This is a genomic window from Roseburia sp. AF20-18LB (genome assembly GCF_003461185.1).
Taxonomy (GTDB): domain Bacteria; phylum Bacillota; class Clostridia; order Lachnospirales; family Lachnospiraceae; genus Roseburia_C; species Roseburia_C amylophila.
Genome location: NZ_QTWP01000010.1, coordinates 24,279 through 50,338 on the forward strand (window position 1 = coordinate 24,279; position 26,060 = coordinate 50,338).

The 26,060-nt window shown below is 40.2% G+C and carries 28 protein-coding genes; 6 read left to right on the forward strand and 22 right to left on the reverse strand.

Annotated elements, in window-relative coordinates:
• Nucleotide 1: 1 nt before the first annotated feature.
• The gene (locus DWX65_RS13325) at nt 2-1,186 is read right to left on the reverse strand and encodes a hypothetical protein (protein ID WP_147339169.1); all 1,185 of its coding nucleotides are present in this window, start codon (nt 1,184-1,186) and stop codon (nt 2-4) included.
• A gap of 653 nt (nt 1,187-1,839) precedes the next feature.
• Entirely contained in the window at nt 1,840-2,049 is a 210-nt protein-coding gene (locus tag DWX65_RS13330; RefSeq protein WP_118173602.1) for a DUF1858 domain-containing protein, read from the reverse strand.
• Nucleotides 2,050-2,267: 218 nt separating this feature from the next.
• On the opposite strand from DWX65_RS13330, the gene DWX65_RS13335 reads away from it, so the two are divergent.
• On the forward strand, nt 2,268-2,438 hold the full coding sequence (locus tag DWX65_RS13335) for a DUF362 domain-containing protein (protein ID WP_022242564.1): 171 nt from the start codon (nt 2,268-2,270) through the stop codon (nt 2,436-2,438).
• A 108-nt stretch (nt 2,439-2,546) separates the two neighbouring features.
• Here DWX65_RS13335 and DWX65_RS13340 read toward each other — a convergent pair whose 3' ends face one another.
• Nucleotides 2,547-3,128, reverse strand: a complete 582-nt coding sequence (locus DWX65_RS13340; protein WP_118173603.1) for a MerR family transcriptional regulator — start codon at nt 3,126-3,128, stop codon at nt 2,547-2,549.
• 391 nt (nt 3,129-3,519) lie between these two features.
• On the opposite strand from DWX65_RS13340, the gene DWX65_RS15710 reads away from it, so the two are divergent.
• From DWX65_RS15710 to DWX65_RS13365, 5 genes are all read left to right on the forward strand, one after another.
• Nucleotides 3,520-3,636 (forward strand): hypothetical protein, encoded by a 117-nt coding sequence (locus tag DWX65_RS15710; RefSeq protein WP_334294170.1) that lies wholly within the window; start codon nt 3,520-3,522, stop codon nt 3,634-3,636.
• Nucleotides 3,637-3,739: 103 nt separating this feature from the next.
• Entirely contained in the window at nt 3,740-3,931 is a 192-nt protein-coding gene (locus tag DWX65_RS13350; RefSeq protein ID WP_117842360.1) for a hypothetical protein, read from the forward strand.
• A gap of 234 nt (nt 3,932-4,165) precedes the next feature.
• Nucleotides 4,166-4,495: a hypothetical protein gene (locus DWX65_RS13355; protein ID WP_118173604.1), complete on the forward strand. Its 330-nt coding sequence runs from the start codon at nt 4,166-4,168 to the stop codon at nt 4,493-4,495.
• A gap of 350 nt (nt 4,496-4,845) precedes the next feature.
• A complete protein-coding gene (locus tag DWX65_RS13360) occupies nt 4,846-6,486 on the forward strand; it encodes a cytidylyltransferase domain-containing protein (protein ID WP_118173605.1) in 1,641 nt (546 codons plus the stop codon).
• Nucleotides 6,483-7,556: an N-acetylneuraminate synthase family protein gene (locus DWX65_RS13365; RefSeq protein WP_118173606.1), complete on the forward strand. Its 1,074-nt coding sequence runs from the start codon at nt 6,483-6,485 to the stop codon at nt 7,554-7,556. The genes DWX65_RS13360 and DWX65_RS13365 overlap by 4 nt, the downstream gene beginning before the upstream one ends.
• Before the next feature lie 97 nt (nt 7,557-7,653).
• Here DWX65_RS13365 and DWX65_RS15220 read toward each other — a convergent pair whose 3' ends face one another.
• The 19 genes from DWX65_RS15220 to DWX65_RS13460 form a co-directional block, all read right to left on the reverse strand.
• Nucleotides 7,654-7,848, reverse strand: coding sequence for a hypothetical protein (locus tag DWX65_RS15220; protein WP_147339170.1), 195 nt, complete (start codon nt 7,846-7,848; stop codon nt 7,654-7,656).
• A gap of 201 nt (nt 7,849-8,049) precedes the next feature.
• On the reverse strand, nt 8,050-9,381 hold the full coding sequence (gene dnaB / locus DWX65_RS13375; RefSeq protein ID WP_117699176.1) for a replicative DNA helicase: 1,332 nt from the start codon (nt 9,379-9,381) through the stop codon (nt 8,050-8,052).
• Between the two features lie 16 nt (nt 9,382-9,397).
• The gene (gene rplI / locus DWX65_RS13380; protein ID WP_117699175.1) at nt 9,398-9,844 is read right to left on the reverse strand and encodes a 50S ribosomal protein L9; all 447 of its coding nucleotides are present in this window, start codon (nt 9,842-9,844) and stop codon (nt 9,398-9,400) included.
• Nucleotides 9,841-11,892: a DHH family phosphoesterase gene (locus DWX65_RS13385; protein WP_022242557.1), complete on the reverse strand. Its 2,052-nt coding sequence runs from the start codon at nt 11,890-11,892 to the stop codon at nt 9,841-9,843. Before DWX65_RS13385 ends, rplI begins: the two co-directional genes overlap by 4 nt.
• Nucleotides 11,893-11,982: 90 nt before the next feature.
• On the reverse strand, nt 11,983-12,159 hold the full coding sequence (locus DWX65_RS15040; protein ID WP_158564748.1) for a hypothetical protein: 177 nt from the start codon (nt 12,157-12,159) through the stop codon (nt 11,983-11,985).
• A 114-nt stretch (nt 12,160-12,273) separates the two neighbouring features.
• A complete protein-coding gene (locus tag DWX65_RS13395; RefSeq protein ID WP_117842215.1) occupies nt 12,274-13,674 on the reverse strand; it encodes an alanine/glycine:cation symporter family protein in 1,401 nt (466 codons plus the stop codon).
• A 172-nt stretch (nt 13,675-13,846) separates the two neighbouring features.
• Nucleotides 13,847-14,635, reverse strand: a complete 789-nt coding sequence (locus DWX65_RS13400; RefSeq protein WP_242997877.1) for a polysaccharide deacetylase family protein — start codon at nt 14,633-14,635, stop codon at nt 13,847-13,849.
• On the reverse strand, nt 14,632-15,273 hold the full coding sequence (gene pgmB / locus DWX65_RS13405; protein ID WP_117947272.1) for a beta-phosphoglucomutase: 642 nt from the start codon (nt 15,271-15,273) through the stop codon (nt 14,632-14,634). Before pgmB ends, DWX65_RS13400 begins: the two co-directional genes overlap by 4 nt.
• A gap of 1 nt (nt 15,274) precedes the next feature.
• Nucleotides 15,275-16,096 carry an alpha/beta hydrolase gene (locus DWX65_RS13410; RefSeq protein WP_117947271.1) on the reverse strand — a complete coding sequence of 274 codons (822 nt, stop codon included), beginning with the start codon at nt 16,094-16,096 and terminating at the stop codon, nt 15,275-15,277.
• Between the two features lie 28 nt (nt 16,097-16,124).
• Complete coding sequence (locus tag DWX65_RS13415) at nt 16,125-18,434, reverse strand: glycoside hydrolase family 65 protein (RefSeq protein ID WP_118173607.1); 2,310 nt, start codon at nt 18,432-18,434, stop codon at nt 16,125-16,127.
• Nucleotides 18,435-18,449: 15 nt separating this feature from the next.
• Entirely contained in the window at nt 18,450-19,298 is an 849-nt protein-coding gene (locus DWX65_RS13420; protein ID WP_117842211.1) for a carbohydrate ABC transporter permease, read from the reverse strand.
• Complete coding sequence (locus tag DWX65_RS13425) at nt 19,298-20,167, reverse strand: carbohydrate ABC transporter permease (RefSeq protein WP_117947269.1); 870 nt, start codon at nt 20,165-20,167, stop codon at nt 19,298-19,300. The genes DWX65_RS13420 and DWX65_RS13425 overlap by 1 nt, the downstream gene beginning before the upstream one ends.
• 65 nt (nt 20,168-20,232) lie before the next feature.
• Nucleotides 20,233-21,495 carry an ABC transporter substrate-binding protein gene (locus tag DWX65_RS13430; protein ID WP_117842209.1) on the reverse strand — a complete coding sequence of 421 codons (1,263 nt, stop codon included), beginning with the start codon at nt 21,493-21,495 and terminating at the stop codon, nt 20,233-20,235.
• A gap of 327 nt (nt 21,496-21,822) precedes the next feature.
• Entirely contained in the window at nt 21,823-22,779 is a 957-nt protein-coding gene (locus DWX65_RS13435) for a LacI family DNA-binding transcriptional regulator (RefSeq protein WP_117947268.1), read from the reverse strand.
• Nucleotides 22,780-23,056: 277 nt separating this feature from the next.
• Entirely contained in the window at nt 23,057-24,052 is a 996-nt protein-coding gene (locus tag DWX65_RS13440; protein ID WP_117947267.1) for a LuxR C-terminal-related transcriptional regulator, read from the reverse strand.
• 342 nt (nt 24,053-24,394) lie between these two features.
• Nucleotides 24,395-24,595: a hypothetical protein gene (locus tag DWX65_RS13445; protein WP_055237874.1), complete on the reverse strand. Its 201-nt coding sequence runs from the start codon at nt 24,593-24,595 to the stop codon at nt 24,395-24,397.
• Between the two features lie 112 nt (nt 24,596-24,707).
• Nucleotides 24,708-24,902: a hypothetical protein gene (locus DWX65_RS13450; protein ID WP_117691176.1), complete on the reverse strand. Its 195-nt coding sequence runs from the start codon at nt 24,900-24,902 to the stop codon at nt 24,708-24,710.
• A 69-nt stretch (nt 24,903-24,971) separates the two neighbouring features.
• Nucleotides 24,972-25,400, reverse strand: coding sequence for a hypothetical protein (locus tag DWX65_RS13455; RefSeq protein ID WP_055291182.1), 429 nt, complete (start codon nt 25,398-25,400; stop codon nt 24,972-24,974).
• A 182-nt stretch (nt 25,401-25,582) separates the two neighbouring features.
• On the reverse strand, nt 25,583-25,771 hold the full coding sequence (locus tag DWX65_RS13460; protein WP_117699007.1) for a hypothetical protein: 189 nt from the start codon (nt 25,769-25,771) through the stop codon (nt 25,583-25,585).
• Nucleotides 25,772-26,060: the final 289 nt, after the last annotated feature.

Here is a 26,060-nt window from a genome sequence, read left to right on the forward strand (position 1 = left end):
ACTACTCTACCTCCAGTTCAACCATCTCTTCTCCTGTGACAGCATTAATTGGTATATAATTATATGATTCATTCCGTCCTTCTCCCTGATATTTCCCAATCTGACATATCCATACCGGCACCATATCATATACCCCGTTCTTCTTTTGTAATGGATACATTACAAGCTGACATTTCCGAACAGTTATTGGTTCTTCCGTAATAACACTTCCATAGTTCTTTTCTAAAACCTCTGCAATTTTATCAAAAGAAACCAGTGATAACTTCTTTTTTTCTAATTTGCAGGAATATAAAACAGGAATCTGAAGTTCCCCTAATCCATCTTTCATTACATACACCTGCATATCACCATACATTCCCGGATAATCCCTGATATTTTCATACCGGAAAATTTCGATTCCCTGTAAAGTCTGAGAAAAATAGAATAGATAACCCTCTTCCTCTTCTGACCATTCTTCTTTTGCATCTTCTTCGGATAAACTGCCATCCTTTTGTAATATTTGCGTCTGCTCTTTTAAATCTTCTGCGTGCATACAATAGCTTTCATCATATTGCAGACTGCTTTTTTCTATTCCAAGCATGCTCATTTGTTCACATGCATTTTCCCATGCTTCTTCTCTGCTAAAACCAGTCAAATCATCTGCGTCCCGAAACACACGCTCATTATCCATTGGATCCTCTGCCCCATATTCACCATTCATATGCAGTACCTGCACTAAATATCTCATTAACGGTTCTTTCCAGTAAAGTCCCTGTTCGGCATCTAAACGTAAAAATCCCTCTAATTCATTATCGTAAACTTCAGCATTCAACCTGTCCCCATTTCGGCTTTCTGTTTCAAAACAGCTTTCTTCATAGTTTAAATTATCCTTTAAGAACATTGTTTTCCACTTATCCGCATCCGGATAAACAATGCTTGCTGTTGATGCATATAAATTTTCATAATCAATATTTTCCCCTGTAATTATCTTTGCATCAAACGCAAAACTATCGTTCACTGTTTTTTTATATTCTTCCGGAAAAGATACTGAACTCTGTTTCTTTTCTGTGTCATTTTCCGCTATCTTCTGATATTCTGTTCGTTCATATGGCAGATGAGCCTGCTGCCATAAAATTGCTATGCATATTATTACTACTGTATAAAAGGCAATTGTTTTAATAACTTTTTTGCAGTTATTTATTTTCATATCTACTCCTTTTACAGGTGGGGCTAACCCCACCTGCAATATATATAAGTTCTTTCCATTCTTTAAGATGTGTACCTTCCAGATATTGTTATGGTATGAGAATGTGCTGCGCGCCTGTGATTCATTTTTTACAGAAACAGCAAACGGACTTGCATCATTTGTCAATTTCCAATATTTTGGAAATAAATTTAAATATCACAAAATAGAATTCTCTTTTCTTTACTTAAAGAACCGGAATCCTCTGCTTACATTTCTCTATATGATTTTATTCTGGAAAATTTGATATCCAAGACTTTGAATATCAAATATAGCGATAACCGCAACTAAGAATTTTCTTGTCATCATAACTCCCTCTCCTCTTGTTTTCAATAACTATTAAAAGCTTAGTATTTTTCATTTTTTCTGTCAATATCAATTATTATCAAAACGAATTATAAATATTTGTATATTTTATACAATCTTACCTGTATATTTTATAATAAAACTCACTTTTTCTATCACACTATTTCTGTATCATTATAATCTGCAGAACCTGTCACTGACAGCTTCTTACGGATGCACGACTACAAAAAAAAGACCAGAACGCACGATATCTTCAAGCCTTACGGCATTCGATTATCGGACTGTTCTGGTCTTTTATTTGTCTCTATTTCTTACTTGCCGTCTTTTGCAAGGAAATCATTGATTTCATCAACTAAAGACTGTGGCTCGATTCCATGAACCATTGCTGCCTGTTCAATTGTCTCCATCTGTGAAGATGGGCATCCTAAACAATGCATTCCTATGTTTAAAAGAATCGGTGCAATATTCTCATCGATCTGAAGTAATTCACCAATCATGGTATCCTTATTAACCTGTGCCATATTCTTTTCCTCCTTCTTGTTGTCAATGGTGTTATTATAATCCCTCCCGATAAAATATGCAATTAGTTTTCCCTTTTGTCCGTAATTATATACACGATTGCTTTTTCTTTAGTACATGCGGAAGAGGTATTGTAAATCATAATTTTTTGTATTAAAATAATTGCAAGCTAGAATTCTAGCCTATACATTGTTTATTATTTTTAAAGGAGGACGATAAAATGGCATATGTAATTTCTGATTCATGTGTAAGCTGCGGTACTTGCGAAGGTGAATGCCCAGTTGGAGCTATCTCTGCAGGAGATGGAAAATACGAAATCGCTGCTGATACTTGCATCGAGTGTGGAACTTGTGCAGGTGCTTGCCCTACAGGAGCTATCAGCCAGGAATAATTTTCGTACTTAATTCAAAAGAAGCTGTTGGTTTCGCCACACAGCTTCTTTTTTTATGCGAGAAACTCGCAAAGCGTGTTTCTCGTAGTTATGCCCTCATTTGTGAGGCTATGCTTCATTCGGTTTCCATTCCTGTTTCTTATGAAACAGCTTCTTCTCTTTCTTTCCCTTTGCCTTCAGGCTCTGACGAATCAGCTCGTCCAGTTTCTTATAGCGTTCTTCCTCCGCTTCATCCTGTTCCCTCATCAGATAATTCATTTCTTTTAATACATAATCCCGCACCAGTTCGCTGACTTCTTTTCCCAATGCATGATTATTTTCGGCAATCGCGCCTTTTACAATCTGTGCCATCATATGCTGGAACTGCTCCATCCGCCTTGTGTTGTCCTCTACCTCCGTGGAAAGAGTCTGCTTTGCCGGATCCGATGCTGCTGTTGCCGCTAATAGCTCCGGTGCATCTTCCCTGCCGCCATTATGTATTAAAAGCTTGATTGCCTTTAACTGATAACCCTGCTCTTTCCATTCTTTTATCTTCATGAATTGTTCAATGTTTTCTTTTGTATAATAACGGTGTCCCATTTCGTTGCGGGGTACCGTAAGTTCTAACTCTTCTTCCCAGTATCTAAGTACATGGGATTCTACATTTACAAGTGCTGCAGCATCTGAAATCATATACCGTTGCTTGTCCATAATTGCTCCTCCTTTGCCACTGCTTCTTCTTTAAAATTATAACGCTGCGGCTTTTGTCAGTGCAATTATTTTCCATCGTATTATTCCGACATATTGTGCGTATTGAATGGCTTCTCCTACGCCGTTATGGTCATTATCTGCAGTTACAAGTTTATATCATTCTTTTATCTCTTCACCGGCATTCTGCTAAATGATTAAGCTCGATTGCCTCTTCTTTCATATTTTATCTTCTTTTTACGCTACACTGATGGCAGATTTTTTAAATTCCTTAAATGAAAAACTCATTGCAAAATCGGAAGGTTTTCCAATACATTAATCATTGTATTTTCAGTTTTCGCAGTATTTTATGTGATATAATACGATTAAAACTGTTGAAAAAGTGATTGTAGCAATGGATTTGTTTGGTCAACCAGCTGATCATATAGAATTAAGAAATATAGCTAATCCATATGGAATGAAGATATTAGAAGATGGCGCACAAGGATTACGTTCATTAAGTGTACATTGAAAAGGAAATATGATAATATAAGAATTGGTGTAAATTCAAGATTAGATACTATTCAAACAGCAATATTATTAATTAAATTAGAGGCTTTTAAAAAGTATGAGATGTGTTACAAGAAGTTTTAAAGCAGAATGAAAATGAATATAATAGAGATGTTTGCGGATGCAGAAAGGAGTTTTGGACATTAAAAATAAAAAGGGGAGAACATATAGGACAAGCACATCCGGATCATAATTTGGAAATGTCATTTAAAGAAAAGCAAGAGTGGGCTTTACGTTTTAGTGAATTCTTTGTTTAGGCACCCTCTAGTAAGATTTAGAAAAGATATAGGGAGAAGATGTCTTGCCTATTCTGATTATATGGAAATTAAGCGTTTGATAAATTTGAAAAAAAGACATTTTTTTATGAAGAAGAAAAAACATAGTAAAAAGGCAGGTGGCTATTCTAAATAAGAAGTTGGGTACAGATTTAACTGACGCAGAGGTTATAGATTGTATTAATAGAAGTCTAACGGGCTATTTTACATATTATAATGAATATACAGTATAATATTCCCCAAAAAGATAATTTTATTCCTGATGAAGTGCTTACATTTGAAGAATATGGGAACCAGACAACTTGTTATCCGGGGAAAATGGTGGCGATAGGAAATCCACATCTTGAAGAATTTGTTACTACAATGAAAGCAATAGAGGATTTTCCAACTATTTTAATTCTTTCTCAAGTCCCAGTAGGAGAAGCATTGCTTAAATTGGCAATAGAATTAAAAAATTTAGTTAGAAAAAAAGGAATTCCTACAAGAATTATTTATAAACTACATCCAAATGAATATATACGTTGGAAAAAATATATCCAGAGTTAGTTAATTCAGAAATAGAAGTCATTGATAATAATGAAAAAGATCTGTATTACTATTTCTCTATATCCACGCATCAAATAGGGGTCTTTAGCACAGCTATTTATGAAGGAATGCATTTGGTGTAAAAACAATTATCTATAAGGCTTATCGGTACGAAACAATGAAAGACATTATTGAAGCTGGTTATGCCAAACTTGCTGATGATGGAAATTCTGTTCTAAATGAAATCATGAACAAGAAAGAACAAAAATTCCCAACGGAGATGATATGAAAGTTTAATGCATTGAGTAATCTGAAGAAGGAACTGATGGGGTAATATATCAAAATATTGGATTGGAAAGAGAGGAAGGATAATGATCTTAGCAGTAATACCGGCTCGTGGCGGCTCAAAAGGAATACCACGGAAAAATGTCCGTTTGATGAACGGAAAACCACTTATTTATTATGCAATTCACAATGCAAAAAATTGTCCGAGCATTGATGATGTTGTAGTTTCATCGGATGATGAAGAGATTTTGAAAATAGCTTCTTCTTATGGCGTTGAGACCATGACCAGAGACAGTGAGCTGGCAAAAGATGCAGTGACATTAGATCCGGTTATCTATGATGCAGTATGCACCATGGAACAGAAGAAGGGCATACATTATGATGTGGTAATTACCTTACAGGTAACATCACCGTTACTTTCTTCTGATACCTTGGACAAGGCTTTGGAAAGCTTTTTAGCTTCTTCCGATGACACTTATATCAGTGTGGTAAATAAGCCGCATTTATCCTGGACGAAGAAGGATGGCTGCTATGTACCAAATTATGAGAAACGTCTGAACCGTCAGCAGCTGCCGCCGAACTATCTTGAGACAGGTGCATTTCTGATTACAAGAAGAGGCTGTATGAAGGAAAACAGCCGGATTGGTAAGAAAGTATCTGTCTATGAGATGCCGGAACGTGAAGCGGTGGATATTGATGCTGCTTCCGACTGGGTATTATGTGAACATGAACTGAAGAAGAAACGGATTATTCTCCGGGCAGACGGATACAAAGAGCTTGGAATGGGACATATTTATCACTGTCTGACATTGGCATATAATCTGACCGGACAGGAGATTCTCTTTGTGACAAAAGAGCAGTATGAACCGGGACTGAAAAAACTGCAGGAAGCAAATATGCCGGTACATACGATTACAAGTGATGAAGAATTCATGGAATTTGTGCAGGAATGGAAGCCGGATGTCGTAGTCAATGACTGCCTGAATACCAAAGCGAATTATATCAGAGAATTAAAAAAATATGTGAAACGTGTCGTAACCATAGAAGATCTCGGCGATGGAGCTGATTATGCAGATGCAGTGATTAATGCGCTGTATGAAGACCATACCAGAGGTGATAATTATTACTGGGGGGCCAATTATGTATGTCTTCGGGATGAATTTTTCTGTGCCACACCATCCGTATTTCGCGAGCAGGTGCAGAATATAGTGGTTATTTTCGGAGGAACAGACCCAGCGAACTTTACGAAGAGAATCTATGAGATGGCAAAGCGGATTCATAAGGATTATCCGGAGATTAAATTCCATTTTGCACTGGGCGTAGGGTATGACCAGAAAGCAAATCAGATTAAGACAGATGAGACAGCAGGCATCTATGTAGAGCAGAATTTAAAACATATCAGCGACTTGTTTGGCAAAGCCGATCTGGCATTTACTTCTCAGGGCAGAACTGTTTATGAACTTGCCACCATGGGCGTACCTGCAGTAGTAATGGCTCAGAATGAGCGTGAGATGAAGCATACCTTTGCACAGATGAACAATGGATTCTTAAATCTGGGGTTGGGAAAAAATGTAGCGGATGAAACTATAGAGACCACCTTCCGCTGGCTGGTTGAGACACCGCAGATTCGGAATGAAATGCGAAGTCTGATGATGCAGCATGACTTGAAATCCGGCGTTAAGCGGGTAATCGGATTGATTTTAGAAGATGAGGAGATAAATTTATGAGCAAAATTATCGAACGTGCTCTGACACATAAAGCAGTACTGATTGCAGAGATTGGTGTAAATTATTATGACATTGCAAAGAAAATGAACATTTCCAATATGGAAGCTGCAAAGTTAATGATGAAGGAAGCAAAAGATGCCGGAATTCATGCAGTGAAATTTCAGACATATAAGGCTGATACATTAGCAGCGAAAGATTCACCATCCTACTGGGATACAACAGAGGAACCTACAACATCACAGCATGAACTTTTTCAGAAATTTGACCAGTTTGGTGAAGAAGAATATCAGGAACTGAAAGATTATAGCGATGAGATTGGAATTGAATTCTTATCCACAGCATTCGATATCGAATCCGCAGATTATCTTGATAAGATGATGGATGTTTATAAAGTATCTTCATCCGATATGAACAACCTTCCGTTTGTGGAATATCAGGCAAAAAAGAATAAGCCAATGCTTATTTCGGTAGGTGCAGCCAATGAAGATGAGATTGACCGTATGATAGCAACAATCCGTAAGGTAAATAACCAGCCACTCTGTATTCTGCATTGTGTACTGGAATATCCAACACCATATGAGCATGCCAATCTGAATAAGATAGCAAGTCTGAAAGAGAAGTATCAGGATTTGATGATCGGATATTCAGACCATACGAAGCCGGATGTTTGTGCAGATGTGATTAAGACAGCATATAATCTGGGGGCAGTAGTGATAGAGAAGCATTTTACGCTGGACAAGACTTTAAAAGGAAATGACCATTATCATGCCATGGACCCGGATGATGCAAGAAAGATTCTTGCTGGACTTGAATTTATTGATACCATCCGTGGTAAAGGTGATTTATGCTGCTTAGAGACAGAACAGATTGCCAGAAAGAATGCAAGACGTTCTCTGGTAACGACCTGTGATATCGCAAAAGGAACTGTGATCACAAGAGAAATGCTGACCTTCAAGAGACCGGGAACTGGAATTTCACCGGAACGGATGGAAGAAATTATCGGACGCACACTGACGGTGGATGTGGCAGAGGATACGATTTTACAATGGAGTATGATGAAAAACGACTAGAAATAGAAAGGGATAACTATTATTTTACCTTCTTTTTACGCTACCCTGATGCTAGATTTTTCTTAACTTTAATATTGTAATTGCATCAATTCATTATTCAAAGAAGTGTTTTTATGAGAAATCCGAATCTTTGCAGATATATCATGCTCATTTTTATTATGCTGGGTTTAATACTTTCAGGAATTTCCGGACTGATATTCGGAATAGAGACCCTGCATCCCCTTTTTATTATCGGTATTCTTATTTCTTTTGTATCTCTTATTTTTGGTATTCTTAGCATCCGCTGTCCCATCTGCCATCGGCAGTTACATTTAACGGGTATTACGCCGGATGATTTCTGTCCATTCTGTGGGGAAAAGCTGTAAATTAATTTCTATATGTACTTGTTTTTTGCCGATGAAAACAAAAAACTACGAGAAACATGCCTTGTGTGTTTCCCGCTACTCGTATAAAAACCCCGGATGCTGCTTTTTCAGGCAACACCCGGGGATGTTTATTTCTCCATATTGGCGAATCTCGTGTACTGAGGCAGCCATACCAGGTTGACAGTTCCGATAGGACCGTTTCTTTGCTTGGCTACGATGATTTCGGAGATTCCTTTCATTTCGCTGTCTTTGTTGTAATAATCATCACGATAGATGAACATTACAACGTCGGCATCCTGCTCGATAGCTCCGGACTCTCGAAGGTCGGATAACATTGGTCGATGGTCAGGACGCTGTTCTACGGCTCGGCTCAACTGGGACAGTGCCACTACCGGCACATTCAGCTCACGGGCCAGCGCTTTTAAGGAACGGGAAATATCTGAGATTTCCTGCTGACGGGATTCGGAATGTCTGCCGGAGCCGGACATCAACTGTAAGTAGTCGATGATGATTAATTTCAAATCGTGCTCTAATTTATATTTACGGCATTTACTTCTAAGCTCGGATATGGAAATACCCGGCGTATCATCAATGATTAATTTGGAACGGCCTACGTTGCCTGCTCCTTCAATCAGCATTTCCCAGTCTGCATCTGTCAAATTACCGGAACGCAGCTTCTGGGCATCTACTCTTGATTCCAGAGAAAACATACGGTTTACCAACTGTTCCTTACTCATTTCCAGAGAGAATATTGCTGTTGTCTGCTGGGAATGAATGGCTACATACTGTGCGATATTTAATACAAACGCCGTTTTACCCATGGAAGGACGGGCTGCAATCAGAATCAAATCGGAAGGCTGCAGACCTGCCATCTGATAATCCAGATCCACGAAGCCGGTAGCAATTCCGGTTACGGAGCCTTTTTGCTTGGATGCTTTTTCAATCTTATCCAGCGCATTGATTACGACCTGCTTGATTGGGACATAATCTCCGCCGCCACGATTCTGCACCAGATTAAAAATGCTCTTCTCGGTATCTGCCAGAATGTCTTCGACACTTTCTTTTCCAAGATAACATTCATCTTCAATGGACTGGGTGGTCTTAATGAGCTTACGCAGAACTGCCTTCTCTTTGACGATATTGGCATAATATTTTACATTGGCGGATGTCGGTACCGATGTTACCAAGTCCCTTACAAATTCCAGGCTGCTGATTTCCGCCGGCACATCCTTTTCTTTTAACTTATTCTGCAATGTAATCAGGTCAACCGGTTCTCCTGCATTAAACAAATCCAGCATGGATTCAAACAAAATTCCATACTGCTTGTGATAGAAATCCTCTTCGATGAGAATCTCTCCGGCTGTCATAATTGCTTCTTTATCCATAATCATGGAACCGATAACTGACTGCTCGGCTTCCAGACTGTTTGGCATAATCCGCTTTACCAGTGCCTCTTCCATGGAGGTTCCTCCTAATCTACTCTTCCGTTACTTTTACACGTAATGTTGCAGTTACCTTTGGATGAACCTTAACCGGCACTTCATATACACCAAATGATTTGATGGCTTCTTTTAACTGCATTTTCTTCTTGTCTAACTCAAGACCCAGCTGATCATGCGTTGCCTGGGAAATCTCTTTGGTGGACACAGAACCAAAGGTTCTTCCGCCTTCTCCGGCTTTCATTTTCACTTCTACGGTCTTATCCTTTATCTCATCTGCCAGCTTTAATGCTGCCTGATAATTCTCTTCTGCAACCTTATCTGCATGTTTGTTCTGCAGCTTTAAGTCATTTAAGGTCTTGCTGTTTGCTTCAACTCCCAATTTCTTCGGAATTAACTGATTTCTTGCGTATGCATCGCTTACATTCACTACCTCACCTTTTTTTCCAAGGGATTTTACATCTGCTAATAAAATTACTTTCATTCTTCTATATCTCCTTCCTCAAGCATTTCGTCGATGGTGTCTTCTATGATGCGTTGTGCCTGGGACACGGTACAGTCACGAAGCTGGCAGCCTGCCATATTCAGATGTCCGCCGCCCCCAAGACGTTCCATGATTTTCTGCACATTGATTTCATCAATGGAACGGGAACTTACATATATTTTGCCCTGATATTCGGTTAATACAAAGGACGCTTTGATTCCGACAATATTTAACAGCTCATCTGCCGCCTGGGCTCCTACGATGGTAGGGCTTTCAATCTTATCTGCCGGACAGATGGAAATGGCAAATGCACCGCGGTATACTTCCGCATGGCGGACCACTTCTGCTCTGGCTTTGTAGGCATCCATATCATTTCGAAGCATTTTTCTTACACGGGTTACTTCCGCTCCGCAACGTTTCAGATAAGCGGCTGCTTCAAAGGTACGGACACCGGTCTTGGTCATAAAGTTGCTGGTATCGATTAAGATTCCCGCATAAATACAGTCTGCTTCGTGGGGTGCCAGCTTGATATTTTCTGTAAAATACTGCAGCACCTCTGCTACCATTTCACAGGTAGAAGATGCATACGGCTCAATATAGGAAAGTACCGGATTGGAAATGACCTCACTGCTCTGGCGGTGATGGTCAAATACTACGATACTGTCGGTCCGCTTCAAAAGGCCCGGACACTCCGTATGGCTCGGACGGTTTACATCCACCACCATAACCAGTGTATTATAATCCGTCAGCTCCAGCGCACGTTCACTGGAAACAAACATATCCGGCGGATAACCCTTCTCTGTGGTAAAACCTTCCTTCAATGGACGAAGGGATGAAGTTACCTGGTCTAAAACAATCTGCGCTTTCTTTCCTAATACTCTTGCGGCGCAGTAGATTCCGATTGCCGCACCAAAAGCATCTGTATCGGAAATGGAATGTCCCATAATCATAACATGCTCACGGCTCTCGATAATCTCCCTCAGTGCATGGGCTTTGACTCTTGCTTTTACACGGGTGTTCTTCTCTACCTGCTTGCTGTTACCGCCATAGTAGACAACGTTTTCACCCTCTTTGACTACCACCTGGTCGCCGCCCCGGCCCAGTGCCAGGTCGATTGCCATACGAGAATATTCATAATTCTGATTATAAGTATCACCGCCGACACCGATTCCGATACTTAAAGTCACCGCCATTTCATTTCCGACTTTGACAGTCTTAACATCTTCAATCAGACTGAACCGGTCGCTCTGCAGCTCCGCAAGATATTTATGCTGGAATACCACAAAGTATTTATCCTTCTCAATCTTACGCACCAGTGCATCCATTTTCGTAAAATACTGGTTTACCTTCCGGTCAATCAATGCCACTAAAAGTGAACGTTTTACGTCTTCAATACTGTCTAACGCCTCGTCATAGTTGTCTATGTATACAAGACCTGCCACCAGCTTCTGTTCTTCATTTTCACGGATGTAATTATAAAGCTCTGTCTCATCAAAAAGGTACAGCGCTGTCAGATACTGTTCATCCTCTTCAATAGATACAATGCTGCTGTTTTCCGCCATTTCCTCAAAATAAATCTTGCTCATTTCAATACGGAAATTATGCTCCTGCCAGACCATATTTACATCTTCCACGAACTGCTCCTGCTGAATCAGCTCTCTGGTAATGCCCGGGAAAATGCTGGTGATGGATTTATGGAAATTCTTGGTCTTTCCGGTAATCTCCGTAAATTTCTCATTGACCCAGAGAACCTTTCCGTTATAGTCCAAAAGTGCATACGGTATTTCGAATTCATTGAGCAGCTTCTTCTGCACCGTTCCGTACTGAGTGGCAAAATTAATCAGCTCATTCACCAGCACCGGTTTATTAACATTATAAGATATCACCACAACAATGAGATAAATCCCAAGGAAAATGGATACCAGTAACGCTGCCCCTTCATTTACAAAATACATCGGCACGTTCATGCATGCCAGTAAAATAGTAAGCATCAGCGGCCAGTACATATAATTTTTCAGATGACCCTTCAGCTTGATTTTTTTCTTCATAAATTTCTCCTATATAAATGCGGATATTTTTACACAATTGTTACGACCACATACATATACAGAGTGTATTATAGCATTGTTTTATCTGTTTTACAATTCGCTTCCGGCATGAATCTTCTTTTCGTAAGATAAAAGCAGGTTTTCTATCTGTAATGCAACGCTTTCCGGGAAAGTTCCGGCATACTTCAGTGGTATTTTTATCCAGAAATCAAGATTCTGATAACGTTTCTGTCCTCTGGTATTCGCCCTGTCCTGTTTTGCTGCCACCCGGATTTTCACCTGCGCCCGTTTCTGCTCCAGCAGCGGCACCAGAATATAATAAAGCCGGTCATCTTTTAATGAAAGATAACCGGCTGCCTCGCTGGACTGCTTCTTTATTTCTTATTGGCTTACTTCTTCTTTGCCATCAAAATAATCTTTTACCATCTTCACTACGACACCGGACAATAAGAATACGGCAATCAGGTTCGGGATTACCATAAGTCCGTTAAAGGTCTCTGCTATACTCCACATCAGTCCCAGATTCATAGTTGCACCCACGATGGCAACCAGTGAATAAAGGAGCATAAATGGCTTATTGGCTCTGCTTCCAAACAGGAATTCTATACAGCGGGTTCCGTAAAGTCCCCAGCCGATAATCGTTGAAAATGCAAAACAGCACATGGCAACTGCAGTAAAAATAGACACCCAGCCGCCATATACAGAAGTAAATCCACTGATGGTAAGTTCTGCGCCTGCTGCCGCACCATATCCAACCGGAACTCCACTGCAAAGAATGACAAGTGCAGTTAAAGTACAGATTACAATGGTATCTACAAATACTTCAAAAATTCCAAAGAAGCCCTGTTTTACCGGTTTTCTGGTGTCTGCACAGGCATGTGCAATAGAGCCGGTACCAAGTCCTGCTTCATTGGAAAAGATTCCACGGGATACTCCTTTTTTCATACTCATAAAGAAACTTCCCACTGCACCGCCTGTTACGGCTGCCGGGTCAAATGCGCCCCGTATAATAGAAGAAAATACGGTCGGAATGCTTCCTATATGTACTACTACGACACCTACTGCCAGCAGAATATACATAATTGCCATAAATGGCACCAGTTTCTCTGTCACCTGTCCGATTCTCTTGATTCCGCCCAGGAGAATCAGTGCAATCAGAACCGCCAGTACGATTCCGATAACAAGATTTAAGGTTGCTGCTCCATCTTCTGAGAGTAGATTATAATTATATAATGCAGAATCAATTGCTGTTGTAATGGTATTGACCTGTGTGGCATTACCGGTTCCGAATACCGTCAGCACACCAAATGCAGAAAACAGATATGCCAGCCAGTGCCAGTGTTTCTTTAATCCATTTTTGATGTAATACATTGGTCCGCCAACGTAATCGCCCTCTTTATTTCTTTCCCGGAAATGCACCGCAAGGGTTACTTCCGAGAATTTGGTACACATTCCCAGCAATGCGGATATCCACATCCAGAATACAGCTCCCGGTCCACCAATGGCTATCGCACCTGCCACGCCGGCTACATTTCCGGTTCCTACTGTTGCCGCCAGTGCCGTACAGACTGCCTGGAATGGAGTCAGTGCTCCGTCAGAGGCTTCTCTTTTCTTGAGCATCCGCCCTAATGTAATTTTCATCGCATATGGGAATTTACGAATCTGTAGAAAGTTGGTCCGGATACTCAAATAAAGTCCGACCCCGATAATGCAGATCATGGCTGGAACGCCCCAGATGAAATTATTCACTGCACTGTTGATGGATTCAATCATTGCTAACATTATGTGTTCCCCTTTTATCTTATTTTCCGGTGGGATGGAGGGGGAAAAACATATCCGGAGAGAAGATTATGAAAATCAGGTTTTCGGATGTCTCCTTTCCACCCTTCATCCCACCTGTAAAGTCAGTGTAACGCATGAATTATAGCATAATTTTTCTCAATTTACCATGACTTTAAACAGAATATAAGCCCGGGTGAATGCAGATTTTCTCTCCGTTGCGGAGAAGATAAATATCCTGTCCGCTTCCGTTAAATAATATTTTTTCATCCACGCTGGTATATACGCTTTTTACTGCCATAAGATAATGGCAGACCTCTGCATTGGTAGCATACCAGATATCTTCCCTGCCGCCTGTCATTTTGCAGAATTCTTCTATCACATCCCAGTTCTTATCCCGGTCAAATTCATAGCTGTGTCCCCAGACATAGAAAAGATACTGGAACTGTGGCAGATCAAAGGCAAGAAATTCTTTCGCATGTTCGAGCAGTCTGTTGTTATGGTGACAGGTAGGATTCCATTCATAGAAATCCTGCGGATGCGTGTATTTTCCGCTGTCCGTTGCTGTTCTGGCATAATGGATGCCAAGGGAGGGAAGAAGTGTTTTTATTTCATGGCTGTAGGAACCATTCGGATAAGCATGACCGCAGACGATTTTTCCGGTCAGTTCTTCCAATGCCTCGCGGTCGTTTAATATTTCTTTTACTACATCTGTCATAGGACAGCGGGCTATGGTCAGATGTTCCACGCCATGGGTTGCAACTTCATGTCCCTTATAAAGCTCTGCTATCCTGTCTTTTCCAATTCTTCTCTCTTCCTGCATACAGCCGGAATTCAGGTTGAAGGTTCCCCGGATTCCATAACGGTTGCATATTTCCAGTAAATGCACATCTGACCATAAGCCATCATCATAGCTTATGGTCAGTGCTTTATTCCGGAAACCCGGATATGTATAATAAATCACAATGCAATTTCCTTAAGATCAGCAAATGTTGTCATCGGATAATCCGTTTTCTCATAGAAAGCGGCATCTCCGATTCCGGCAGCCTTCATTCCACCGCATTTTGCTGCTTCAATTCCGGCAACTGCATCCTCAACTACCAGACACTCTTCTGGTGGAAGTCCGATATACTCTGCCGCTTTTAAGAATACTTCCGGGTCAGGTTTGGATTTTGTAATATTGGTGCCGTCAGAAACTGCATCAAATACATCATCCAGTCCTACCTGTTTTAAAATAAATTTGGTATTCTTGCTGGAAGAACCAATCGCAACTTTTATGCCTGCTGCCTTTAATGCAGCTAAGGTCTCCCGGACTTCACCTGTTACATCATCCGGTGTCATGCTCTTTAATTCTTCTTTATAGTAATTATTTTTTTCTTCTGCCAGTGCTTCCTTTTCTTTCTGGGAAAGTGCCGGTCCATGGTAGTTTCTTAAAATAATTTCAAGGCTTTCCATTCTGCTTACACCCCGCAGCAGATTGTTAATCTCTTCATTAAAGAGAATGCCGCATTCATCAGCTATTTTCTTCCATGCACGATAATGGAGCTTATCGGTATGAACCAGTACTCCATCCAGGTCAAATAAAATTCCTTTAAATTTCATCTTATCCCTCCAAATCTGCCACCCATTTTCCAGCTAATTTTATCCAGTCCTGACAACGTTTCTGAATACCGAATCCTGTCTCCGTAATCTGCGTTTCTTCATTGGCAAGCGAAAGTCCATGCAGTCCTTCCGGGAAAATGTGAGCTTCCACGGAAACCTGATTCTTTACCAGTGCTTCCGTAAACATCAGTGTATTCTGGATTGGCACCGACTGGTCCGTTAAGGTATGCCAGATAAACACCGGCGGCACCTGCTTTCCTACCTGATGCTCCAGACTTAAAAGCTCTTCTAATTCTTTGCTCTTTTTCGTTCCCATCAGGTTTTCAATGCTGCCGTGATGTGCATATGTTCCAGATGTAATTACCGGATAAGAAAGCAGTAATCCATTTGGTCGCATCTGCTCTGCGGTAAGTCCTGTTTCTTTTGCAAGCCAGTCTTTGTCCCAGAACACACCAAGGCTTGCTGCCAGATGACCGCCTGCTGAGAAACCGGCTACGATAATCTTATCTTCTTTGATGCCATATTCCCCGGCATGTTCTCTTAAATATGCAACGCTCCATGCCAGTTCGCATAAGGACTGTGGAAATTCTGCCGGTGCCACGCTGTAACGCAGGACACAGGCATGAAATCCTCTGGCAATATACTGCACCGCAACTGCCTCGGCTTCACGGTCAGAAGTAAATTCATAGCCGCCGCCCGGGCAGATAAGTACCAGCGGGCGGGTACGATTGCTGTCAATCTCTTCAAAATTATCTAAAATATAAGTATACAATTTTGCATCGGTCGCCTTTGGCGTCTGAACCGGTATTACGTTATATTTCATAACTTCACCTTCTTTTTTCTATTCTTTACTAATTCTCCTGATAAGATAATTCTGCCTTCCGGCTGCCTGCATCCATCGTATACTCCTGTCCATAGATGCAAAGTGAAACCGCTTCGCCTTCTAACAGTTCTACACTGCAGGTTTCTTTATTTACGCATATCTCTAACAGGCTTCCATGATAACGGACACGGAAATGATATCCCTGCCACTTTTCCGGTATAGATGGTGCTAAGAAAAGTGTCTCTTCTTCTGCCCGTAATCCGGCAAATCCATTGACAATTGCCATATAGCTTCCACCCATATTTGCTGCATGTATTCCATCCTTGCTGTTCTTGTGGGTATTCAAAAGGTCCATCTTGGCAGAGTCGCCAAAGTAATAGTATGCCTTATCCTTTAAGCCCAGTCGGGATGCCATGATACTGAATACACAGGTGGAAAGGGATGAATCATGGGTTGTAATTTTCTCATAATAGCGGAAAGAGTTCTCTTCTGTTTCTTTGTCCTGATAATCCGGAAAAAGATAATGTGCTAACACTGTATCTGCCTGTTTACATACCTGATAACGGTATAAATGTAACGGATGATAATGCAGTAACAGAGGGAATTCTTCCTGTGGTGTGTGCTCTAAATCCCAGATTGGTTTCTGCAAGAAGGAGTCATCCTGCGGATTGATGCCAAGGGTTTCATCATATGGAAGATACATTTTCTCCTGCGCTTCTTCCATTGCCTCGATTTCCTGCTCTGTCAGGTCATTTTCTTTACAAAATTCCTGATAAGCTTCTTTTTCTTCTGCCAGCCGTTTTGCAAATTTCAAAAACCACTGCATGCTGTATTTTGCGCTGGCATTGGTATAATAATTGTTGTTTACAATACAGGTATATTCATCCGGTCCGGTTACATCATTGATTACAAAGCGGTCTTTATAGTAGTTTCCTACATCAAGCCACAGCCGGTTGGTCTCTAAGAGAATCTTTAAACCCATTTCCTTGATGAATTCCCAGTCACCGCTGGTCTTATAATATAAAATAACTGCGTATGCAATATCTCCATCAATATGATACTGGGCTGTTCCGGATGGGAAATAACCGGAACATTCTTTGCCGGTAATGGTACGCCATGGATAGAGTGCACCTTTTTTATGTCCTAATAAAGCCGCATTTTCTTTGGCTTTTCCCAATGTCTTATAGCGGTATTCCAAAAGCTTTCTAGCGATTGCCGGATTGGTCATGGCAAAATACGGTACCATAAACATTTCCGTATCCCAGAAATAATGTCCTTCGTAGCCTTCACCACTTAAGCCTTTCGCCGCAATGCTGGAATATCCGTCGTAACCGGCTGACTGCAGAAGCTGATACATATTAAAGCAGAGGGATTCATTTAAGTCTCTGTCTCCCACGATTTCCATGGAAGAGTTGTTCCAGAACTCTTTTAAATATTCCTGCTGTTTTTTATAATAAGAAGCAATTCCCTGCTCCACTACTTTGGAAAGCTTCTCGTCTGCGGCTTTTCTGCAATCCTCTTCCCGGATAGAATCTGTAAAAATACTGTATTTTATGATTCTTACTTCATCTCCCGGCCGTATATCAAAGCGGTAGCTTACGTCCATTGCATGTGCGGTCTCATCATAGGTTACTACTTCTGATGGCTGGCGCTTCTGGTTAACAGTGACTATATTTGCCACTGCACTTGCCACCTTAAGATGGCTCTCTACGGTAGAACTTACGAGACATGCACCGGATTCACATATGTGAACATCTTCTTTTTTCAAATGATTGTGGCTTTCCCCTGCCAGTCTTGGGTCCTTTGGATTAAAATAATTTCTGACCAGTCCGAAATGTCTGGAATGTATTTCTACCGTTCCGGAAAAATCAATGGACTGGAAGCAGTAATCAATGGTAAAAAGGGAACGTTCTTCAAAGGAAGCCATTCTTGTAATATTAAAATGAAGCTGCTTTCCTTCCTTGTTGCTCCAGTCTACTTCACGTCTGGTAATTCCTTTTTCCATATCCAGTGTTCTTACATAACGGCAGTCTGCGTCATCCGCCATGGAAAATTTCTGCCCGTCAAAGGACACCTCTATGGTCTGGGTATCTGCCACATTCAGCATGCTCTCTTTATCTTCCACGAGATTGCACAGTTTTTCCGCCTGCTTCATAGGTGCAATATCATAAAAGCCATTAATATATATGCCCCGCATGGTGTCGAAATCTGCCGGAACGCCTTCTTCCAGAGTGCCGCGTACTCCGATATAGCCATTGGCATTATGAAAAATGGTTTCCTGCAGCTGCAGGTTCTTCTCATTTAATCCAATTCCTGTTACCTGATAAACTTTATTCATAAGTGCTCCCTTTCCTTAACCCTTTACTGCACCGGCTGCTACACCTTTGATAATATGCTTTTGGCAAAGCAGATAGAAAATGATAACCGGAATAATGGTAAATGTCAGTGCCGCCATTGCCATATTCCACTCGATGGTATACTGTCCGAAGAACAGTGACATTGCCAGCGGAATGGTCTTATTTTTGATACTGGTCAGTGTCAGTGATGGTAATAAGTAGTCGTTCCAGATCCAGATAACATCCAGAATAATTACGGTTACGGTAATGGATTTTAAAATCGGGAATACAATTCTCCAGAATAGCTGCCAGGTATTACATCCATCAATAATTGCGGCTTCTTCTAAGGATACCGGAACGGAGGATTTGATAAATCCATGAAATAAGAACACACCCATGCCGGCACCAAAGCCTACATACATAAAGATTAATCCACCTAAGGAATCTTTAAACGGAATTCCGAAGAATTTGCCGAACTGGTTCATTTCCTGCATCAATGGCATCATGATGGTCTGGAAAGGAATCAGCATGGTAAGAATCAGTACGCCATATAAGAATTTGCTCAATTTATTATTAGAGCGGACAAACATCCATGCTGTCATGGCACTCAGTAATACGATAATTCCTACTGCAATTACAGTTACAATAATGGAATTTTTAAATGCCATTAAAAAATCCATTTTCTTTAAAGCGCCCTGAAAATATTCCAGTGTAAAATGCTTTGGAAATGCAAAGATATTTTCATATAATTCTGCACGGCTCTTGAAGGCATTTACGATTACCATATATACCGGAACCAGCCATACGCAGCACAACAATATTACCAGAACATTTACGATTACTTTTCCAACTGGTCTTTTCTTCATTATGCTGACACCTCCTTATCTCCGGTAATCTTAACCTGAATTAATGTAATCAATGCAATGATGACAAAGAATACGATTGCTTTTGCCTGCCCATATCCGAAATGGCTCTTGGTAAAGATTTCATTAAAAATATTCATGGATACCATTTCTGTTGAGTTGTTTGGTCCACCGCCTGTCAGGGAAACGTTTACATCATAAATCTTGAAACAGTTGGATAATGTTAAGAACAGACATATTGTAATGGATGACATAATCAGCGGAAGCTTAATGTTGATTAAAGTTCTCCAGAAGCCTGCCCCGTCAACCTCTGCAGCTTCGATTACATCATCGGAAATTGCTTCTAATCCTGCGATATATACAATCATCATATATCCTGCCATCTGCCATGTAGATACTACAATCATGGCACAGAAAGCCATTTTCTTATTTACAAGCCAGTTAAAAAATATGTTTGTTAATCCGGTCATATTTCCGATCGTACTCATGGCGTCTCCAAGAACGTACTGCCAGATATAACCTAAAATCAATCCACCAATCAGGTATGGTAAGAATAACATGGTTCTTGCCACATTACGCACCTTCAGTTTGGTTGTTACCAGTACTGCAAATGCCAGTGCCAGTACATTGACAATTACTACGGTAATTAATGTAAATGCTGTTGTTCTTACTAATGATGTCAGAAATTGTTTATCCGAAAAAATCTTTGCATAGTTTGATAATCCTACAAACACCTTTTCACTTTTTGCCAGTCCATCCCAGGATACAAGGGAATAACCCATTCCCGTAAAAAACGGAATGATTACTATAATGCAAAACATAATCATCAATGGAGCGGTAAATAATGCATACCAGCCTTTTTTTATCTTCATCTTTGTCCCTCATTCCTTTTCTAATGTGAACAGGTGCTGCCAGAGACAGCACCTGCAATTAATGTTTACTCATTTGCTGCTGTTACGAATGAATCATTTAATGCTTTTAAAAATTCATCCGTTGTCATATCCGAGGAGAAATATTCCTCTGCGTTCTGTACCAGGTAAGTTGTAATGATACCTGCAGGCCACTCTTCGTTGAATGTCCAAGGAATGATGTTGCCTTCAGCGATTGCATCAGATACTGCCTGTGATAATGGGTCTAAGTTATCAGCTTCCATACCATCTACTACCGGAATAAATCCGAATTTGTTTGTAAGGTAATCAGCTCCTGTTTCACTTGTGTATAACCAGTTTAAGAAATCTTTTGCCAGCTGTTTGTCACTGTCGCTTGCATCTGTATTTACACACCATACAGAAGGAACACCGACTGCGATGGATTTGTTGCCTGCAATTGGTAATGGAGCAATTCCCATATCAAAATCTACATCATAGGATGAGAATAAGGAGTAGCACCAGTTACCCTGATGGATCATCTCTGTCTTGCCGGTTGCGAAGTCACCACAGTTGTCATCATAAGATACTTCCAGCGGATTCTTCTGGTTCTCTTTGATTGCTTCAAAAATCTTTCCAAGTTCCTGGAACTCTTCTACATCAGCGATATTTACTTTTCCATCGTATACATCCTGGCAGAACTGTGCCGGATCATCCTGTAATGCGAATGGAGTATTTAAAATCTGTCCGATTAAGAAGTAAGCTTCCTGTGAAAGTCCAAGTCCTGTCTCACCATCTGCTGTTGCATCTTTGATAGTCTGAACCAATGCATCGGTTGTATTAATCTGGTCTTCACTGATTAAGTTTTTGTTATAAACCAGTCCGAAGCCTTCTGCTGTCATCGGAACTCCGACTGTCTTATCATCGCTCTTTGCAATGAGGTCATCATTAATCTTGTCTAAGAAGCTTAAATCACTTAAGTCCTCTAAGTAAGCTGACATCTCAGCAATCTCTGTACTGGATGAAAGTGAGAATACGGTAGGACCGGATTCACTGGACATATATGTCTTTAAGTTCTGGTAATAATCATCTCCGGAAATCTGCCATACTTCAACTTCAACACCGGTTTCTTTTTCGTAGTCAACTGCCAGTTCTTTTAACTGATCATAAATCTCTGTCTTCTGCTGGAAGATTGTAATCTTTCCGCTGCTCTTTCCACTTGCGCCCTCTGTATTGGAAGCATCGGATCCTCCGTTAGAACCACATCCTCCTAATACCATGGAAGCACTTAATACAGTTGCCAATACTAATGATACGATTTTTCTCTTTTTCATTTTGTACCCTCCTTGTATTGCTTTGTTTTTGATAACTATACTTTACATAAATTTTACTAATTCGTCAATCCTCTTCGTTATTTTTCTACCTTTTTCACTGTTTTTGTATGGCTTTGTTGTGTAAAACGACTGTTTTTAGACTTGCATTTAGTAAATTTAGTAAATATTTACCTTTTCTTTAGTAAAACAAATAATATTATTATAGTAAATTTTCGGTACTCGCACAAACTACACGAAACACGCTTTGCGAATTTCTCGCTACTCGCGAAAAAAGAAGAACCCTCTGTACCAGAAGATTCCTCCATGTCCTGTTTTTTATCTTATTTTCTATCGTGTGGTCTTTCTCCAGTGAACCTTTGCGGCAATCTTAAAGGTATCAAAGCTGCAGCTTCCCGCAATGTTCTGAAGCAGGAACTGGGCTGCCAGATAGCCTCTCTCATAATCCGGGATATCTACAGTGGTAAGTCCCATCAGTTCTGACATCTCGGTTCCATCGAATCCGGTTACTGCTATATCATCCGGAATCTTAAGGCCTTCCTGCCGCAGTGCCTTCATTGCTCCGATTGCCATATTGTCGTTGGCACAGACCAGCACTTCCGGAATATTATCCGATAACAGCATCAGTCTGGCTGACTGATAGCCACTCTTCTCATAATAATCACCCAGAAAGTAATTTTCCCTGCTGAATGAAATTCCATTTTTCTGCAGCACATCCTTTAATGCCTGATAACGCTCCTGGTTATCCAGTGTATCTATTCCTGCAATATATCCAAAGCGGCGATAACCTTTATCTACCAGCCCCTGCACCAGTTCTGACATTGGTGCATAATTATTGACTACCACGCTCTTAATATTCGGCACATCCATAATCCGGTCCAGCGCCACAATGGGATAACCTTCATTAGCTTTCTGAATTAAAGTAGAATTCTTACATTTCATATCCAGCATAATGGTTCCACAAGTCAATGCCGGGTCCATAAATTTTTCACAGGATTTATTGGTACATATCATTAAATCATATCCTCTGGAATACACATAGTCACTGATTCCATGAATGATTTTCAGATAAAAGTTACGCTCATAATCACTGAAATTAAAAAGAATGGTGTTTGTATCTTCTGCCGGCTTCCTATTTTTCCCCTTGTTAATATCATAGCCATTTTCCTTGCAAATCTCTAAGATCCGCTGCCTTGTCTCTTCCCCAACATTATTCCGGTGATTCAGTACATTGGATACGGTTGCCGGCGATACATTCGCCAGCTTTGCAATTTCTTTTACTGTCATACGCTTCCTCACTTTACTTTCTGCTCCCAAAGTAAATAATTACCTTTGTTTAATACCTCTTTAGTAAACGTATCACAATTTTTATATAAATTCAACTGAATGTTATAACAAAAAATGTGCCTTGGCACATTCCCGCGCCTGCGGCGGTCGCCTGCGACATCTACCTTATACGCCGCAGTGCGCATCCTCGCAGAGCGTTTTTTACTTTACAGGAAAGCAATTTCCTGTAAAATAAAAACGGGAAGCCCGCTAAGCGTACTTCCCTCAATATGACTATTTATCTCAACGAGACCAGGCGGTTCTCTTTTGCTACCCGTACTGCCTGTCTTCTCGTCCTGACCCGGAGCTTCGCAAATATATTTTTTCTGTGAAACTTTACGGTATTGATGCTGATTCCCATGAAATCTGCAATTTCCTGATTAGAACGCTCATCTGCTATCAGCCGGTCAAATCGTCTTTCTTTTACAATCGGAAGCAGCTCATCTATAAGCTGAAATGCATCCTCTTTCCGGTCACTTAAGAAATAGCTGACTGCACATAAAAGATTCATTTCACATAAATCCATGACACGGTCACCCTTTCGCAGCGGCTCCCTCAAATACTCTGCCAGCGAAAGCATTGCCAGGTATTTTTCTTCCAGAATATATGCCCGCATCTTTATCATATATTTATAGGTATCCAGCATATTCAGTTCTCCAAATTCGCTGGGCGCCTCATTTTCCATCCATTCCGTTACTGTATCCACATCACCATCATACAACAGTCCCCAGGCTTTCATTGCTCCGAAATTCTCTAAAAGCCATCTGCTCTGTTCCTTATGAAGTCTCTGATATATCTCTTCCAGGATCGGATATACCACCGCTATCTGTTCGGTTGCTATCATAATCCGCATCTGAAGGCTCAAAGCAATAAACAGAACAGCAATTTCGCCTTCTTTTTCTATAAATGGAATAATTCCAACTAATGTAGTAATTGCTTCAAAACATTCATCTCTCTGATAGCATACTTCTGCATAAGTTATTTCTGCAATTCCAAGGGAACTGTCTCCATAGAAGCATTTTACCCAGTCCTTTAGCTGTTCCTTCCGGTCATGCACATAATTTCCATACATGGTCATATCCCGGAATCCGTTTATCATGGTAATTCTGCCTGCTGCCAGAGGAAGATTCGGCAAAATGCCATAATTATTATATATTTCAGCCAGCTTAAGCAATGCAGCTCTTGCCCTCTCCCGGTCAGTTCCCGGAATAATTACATCAAGATGCAGCTTCATCAGACGTTCATCCCCTACATATGAAGCATATTTCTCCGCCTTTTCCAGATTCCCGTAAATAGCCTGAATAACAGCTTCTGCTGCCGCAAGTGTTGGTGTTTTCCTGATTTCCTCTTTTGAAAACTCCCTTTTTACAAAAGTGTGTCTGATGCATACTAACTCATAATTATACGAAACACCACTCTTTTATTCATTTTTCTATTCACTTCTTACTAATGGGTATTCATTTTTACTTTAAGTTGTCGTGCAATTTATTAGAATGGAATTTTTGAAAGAGCCAGCACCTTGAATGGGCTGACTCTTTCAATGTCACTTGTAATTGACAAACTGAAATTTGTCTATTTAATACAAAATATTAGTAATTTCATTATATTCCTCATCGGTTAATACTTTGACCCATAAGCAGGGCTGAACATCTACAAATCCTGCTTTAAGCATTGTTTCTTGATCTGGACTATCAATATAATATAATGCAGGTTTATCTTCTCCCATAACACGATATGTGGCGAGATTACATAAAACTCCTTTGTAATGTACTTTCATAGAAAATTACCTCTTACCTCAGCCTTGTTCCTCTACGCAAAATTCAAAGCTTCGCGAGCTTTGTACTTTCTTTAATTTTTTCAGTATTACTGAAAGTTTCAAGTGGAAATTATCAAATCAATTTTTTCGCATTATCTGCATTCAATTCAACATATCCACATTTTGGACATACATAACATGAAACAGTACTATTCTTTTCATTCTCAAAGATACCGTTTTTCTTATTAGTTAAATAAACAACCGTACCTACTGCATCTCCTTTTAATTTTGCTTTAATCATTTCCTCTTTACATCTTAAACAATCCATCTTTATTCCTCCATAAACTTCAAATCTTCACGTGACTACAGACTCAACAGAAGCCTGTAATTTGTCGCTTTAATACCCGTGGTCAACATGTTCCCAATTCCCACTGTCATTCCTAATTAGAATCCATTTCCAATCATCATATGTTGAATCCGGATTAAGCGAACCATCCCCGCCTGATGAGTCTACATCGAAAGATGATAATATTACGATTGCTTCATCCGCGTCATATTGTTCAGCCCATTCATCAAATTCATCGGCGTATGTATCTCCGGGATAGGACAGTTTTGTCAGTGTGCAGCCGTCAAATTCGTTGCCGAAATAGTCTTTTACTGTTTGGAAAGCCGCCTCAATATCACTGTCTGAATATATTTCCGATGGTTTCCAATCAGGAATTTGAACATTGTCAATATTCCCACCACTATTCTTTCCACTACAGCCGGCAAGAACAAAAATCATTATCAAAGCTGTCAGAAAACAGAATAAAGTTTTCCTATTCATTTTTCGATACCTCCTACGAATTCAAATTTGTATAACAGTAGTCTAACACACGTTGTTTAAAAATACTACAGCCAAGCCAATGTCTGTAATTTGCCCTAAAATTTCATTTTATGGAATTTGGACTACTTGATTTTCTAATTGCTTACGCAATTCGTGAAATGTATAATTATACTGTTGATACATCAGACACACAAATGTAAATAGGGACTTTGAAAAAACTTCGAGATATTTTCTACATGCTTAAATCCATTCAGACAGCACGGACAGGCAAAAATCCTGCTCATCTTATCCCGAAGAGTTTCATAATCTCTCTTTTCTACCAGTTCATCCAGTTCTTCTTCTCTGAAAAATTCATTATCCCGGTTTTTCATGCATTCCCCTCCGACACGATTCGACACTTTTTATCTGTTTTTATAATAATTACGAATAACCTGCCTGTAAACTACCCGAAAGTGTAGGTTTTTCATTTACCCGGGAATTTTTTAAAACAGGGAATTTAAAACACTTGACCGGAAGATAAGTTCAAGTGCAAGAATTGCACTGCACAGTAAAACAGCAAGAGTCAGCTATTGCAAACTCTTGCTGTTTGAATATACCTTAAAAAAAGGGACTATTAATAGGGTTATAGGACAAAACGTGTTGATGGCTAATCCCATTCTG

Coding starts and splice junctions, on each gene's coding strand:
- DWX65_RS13455 (WP_055291182.1), bottom strand. CDS start 25,400: ATGAATAGGAAAACTTTATTCTGTTTTCTGACAGCTTTGATAATGATT.
- DWX65_RS13425 (WP_117947269.1), bottom strand. CDS start 20,167: ATGAAGATAAAAAAAGGCTGGTATGCATTATTTACCGCTCCATTGATG.
- DWX65_RS13360 (WP_118173605.1), top strand. CDS start 4,846: ATGATCTTAGCAGTAATACCGGCTCGTGGCGGCTCAAAAGGAATACCA.
- rplI (WP_117699175.1), bottom strand. CDS start 9,844: ATGAAAGTAATTTTATTAGCAGATGTAAAATCCCTTGGAAAAAAAGGT.
- pgmB (WP_117947272.1), bottom strand. CDS start 15,273: ATGAAATTTAAAGGAATTTTATTTGACCTGGATGGAGTACTGGTTCAT.
- DWX65_RS13435 (WP_117947268.1), bottom strand. CDS start 22,779: ATGACAGTAAAAGAAATTGCAAAGCTGGCGAATGTATCGCCGGCAACC.
- DWX65_RS13385 (WP_022242557.1), bottom strand. CDS start 11,892: ATGAAGAAAAAAATCAAGCTGAAGGGTCATCTGAAAAATTATATGTAC.
- DWX65_RS13450 (WP_117691176.1), bottom strand. CDS start 24,902: ATGGATTGTTTAAGATGTAAAGAGGAAATGATTAAAGCAAAATTAAAA.
- DWX65_RS13340 (WP_118173603.1), bottom strand. CDS start 3,128: ATGGACAAGCAACGGTATATGATTTCAGATGCTGCAGCACTTGTAAAT.
- DWX65_RS13440 (WP_117947267.1), bottom strand. CDS start 24,052: ATGAAGCTGCATCTTGATGTAATTATTCCGGGAACTGACCGGGAGAGG.
- DWX65_RS13325 (WP_147339169.1), bottom strand. CDS start 1,186: ATGAAAATAAATAACTGCAAAAAAGTTATTAAAACAATTGCCTTTTAT.
- DWX65_RS13420 (WP_117842211.1), bottom strand. CDS start 19,298: ATGAAGAAAAGACCAGTTGGAAAAGTAATCGTAAATGTTCTGGTAATA.
- DWX65_RS13460 (WP_117699007.1), bottom strand. CDS start 25,771: ATGAAAAACCGGGATAATGAATTTTTCAGAGAAGAAGAACTGGATGAA.
- DWX65_RS13330 (WP_118173602.1), bottom strand. CDS start 2,049: ATGGCACAGGTTAATAAGGATACCATGATTGGTGAATTACTTCAGATC.
- DWX65_RS13365 (WP_118173606.1), top strand. CDS start 6,483: ATGAGCAAAATTATCGAACGTGCTCTGACACATAAAGCAGTACTGATT.
- DWX65_RS13445 (WP_055237874.1), bottom strand. CDS start 24,595: ATGAAAGTACATTACAAAGGAGTTTTATGTAATCTCGCCACATATCGT.
- DWX65_RS13430 (WP_117842209.1), bottom strand. CDS start 21,495: ATGAAAAAGAGAAAAATCGTATCATTAGTATTGGCAACTGTATTAAGT.
- DWX65_RS15710 (WP_334294170.1), top strand. CDS start 3,520: ATGGATTTGTTTGGTCAACCAGCTGATCATATAGAATTAAGAAATATA.
- DWX65_RS13335 (WP_022242564.1), top strand. CDS start 2,268: ATGGCATATGTAATTTCTGATTCATGTGTAAGCTGCGGTACTTGCGAA.
- DWX65_RS15220 (WP_147339170.1), bottom strand. CDS start 7,848: ATGGGACAGCGGATGCTAAGAATACCAAAAATAAGAGATACAAAAGAA.
- DWX65_RS13395 (WP_117842215.1), bottom strand. CDS start 13,674: ATGTTAGCAATGATTGAATCCATCAACAGTGCAGTGAATAATTTCATC.
- dnaB (WP_117699176.1), bottom strand. CDS start 9,381: ATGGAAGAGGCACTGGTAAAGCGGATTATGCCAAACAGTCTGGAAGCC.
- DWX65_RS13410 (WP_117947271.1), bottom strand. CDS start 16,096: ATGAAATATAACGTAATACCGGTTCAGACGCCAAAGGCGACCGATGCA.
- DWX65_RS13415 (WP_118173607.1), bottom strand. CDS start 18,434: ATGAATAAAGTTTATCAGGTAACAGGAATTGGATTAAATGAGAAGAAC.
- DWX65_RS13355 (WP_118173604.1), top strand. CDS start 4,166: ATGAATATACAGTATAATATTCCCCAAAAAGATAATTTTATTCCTGAT.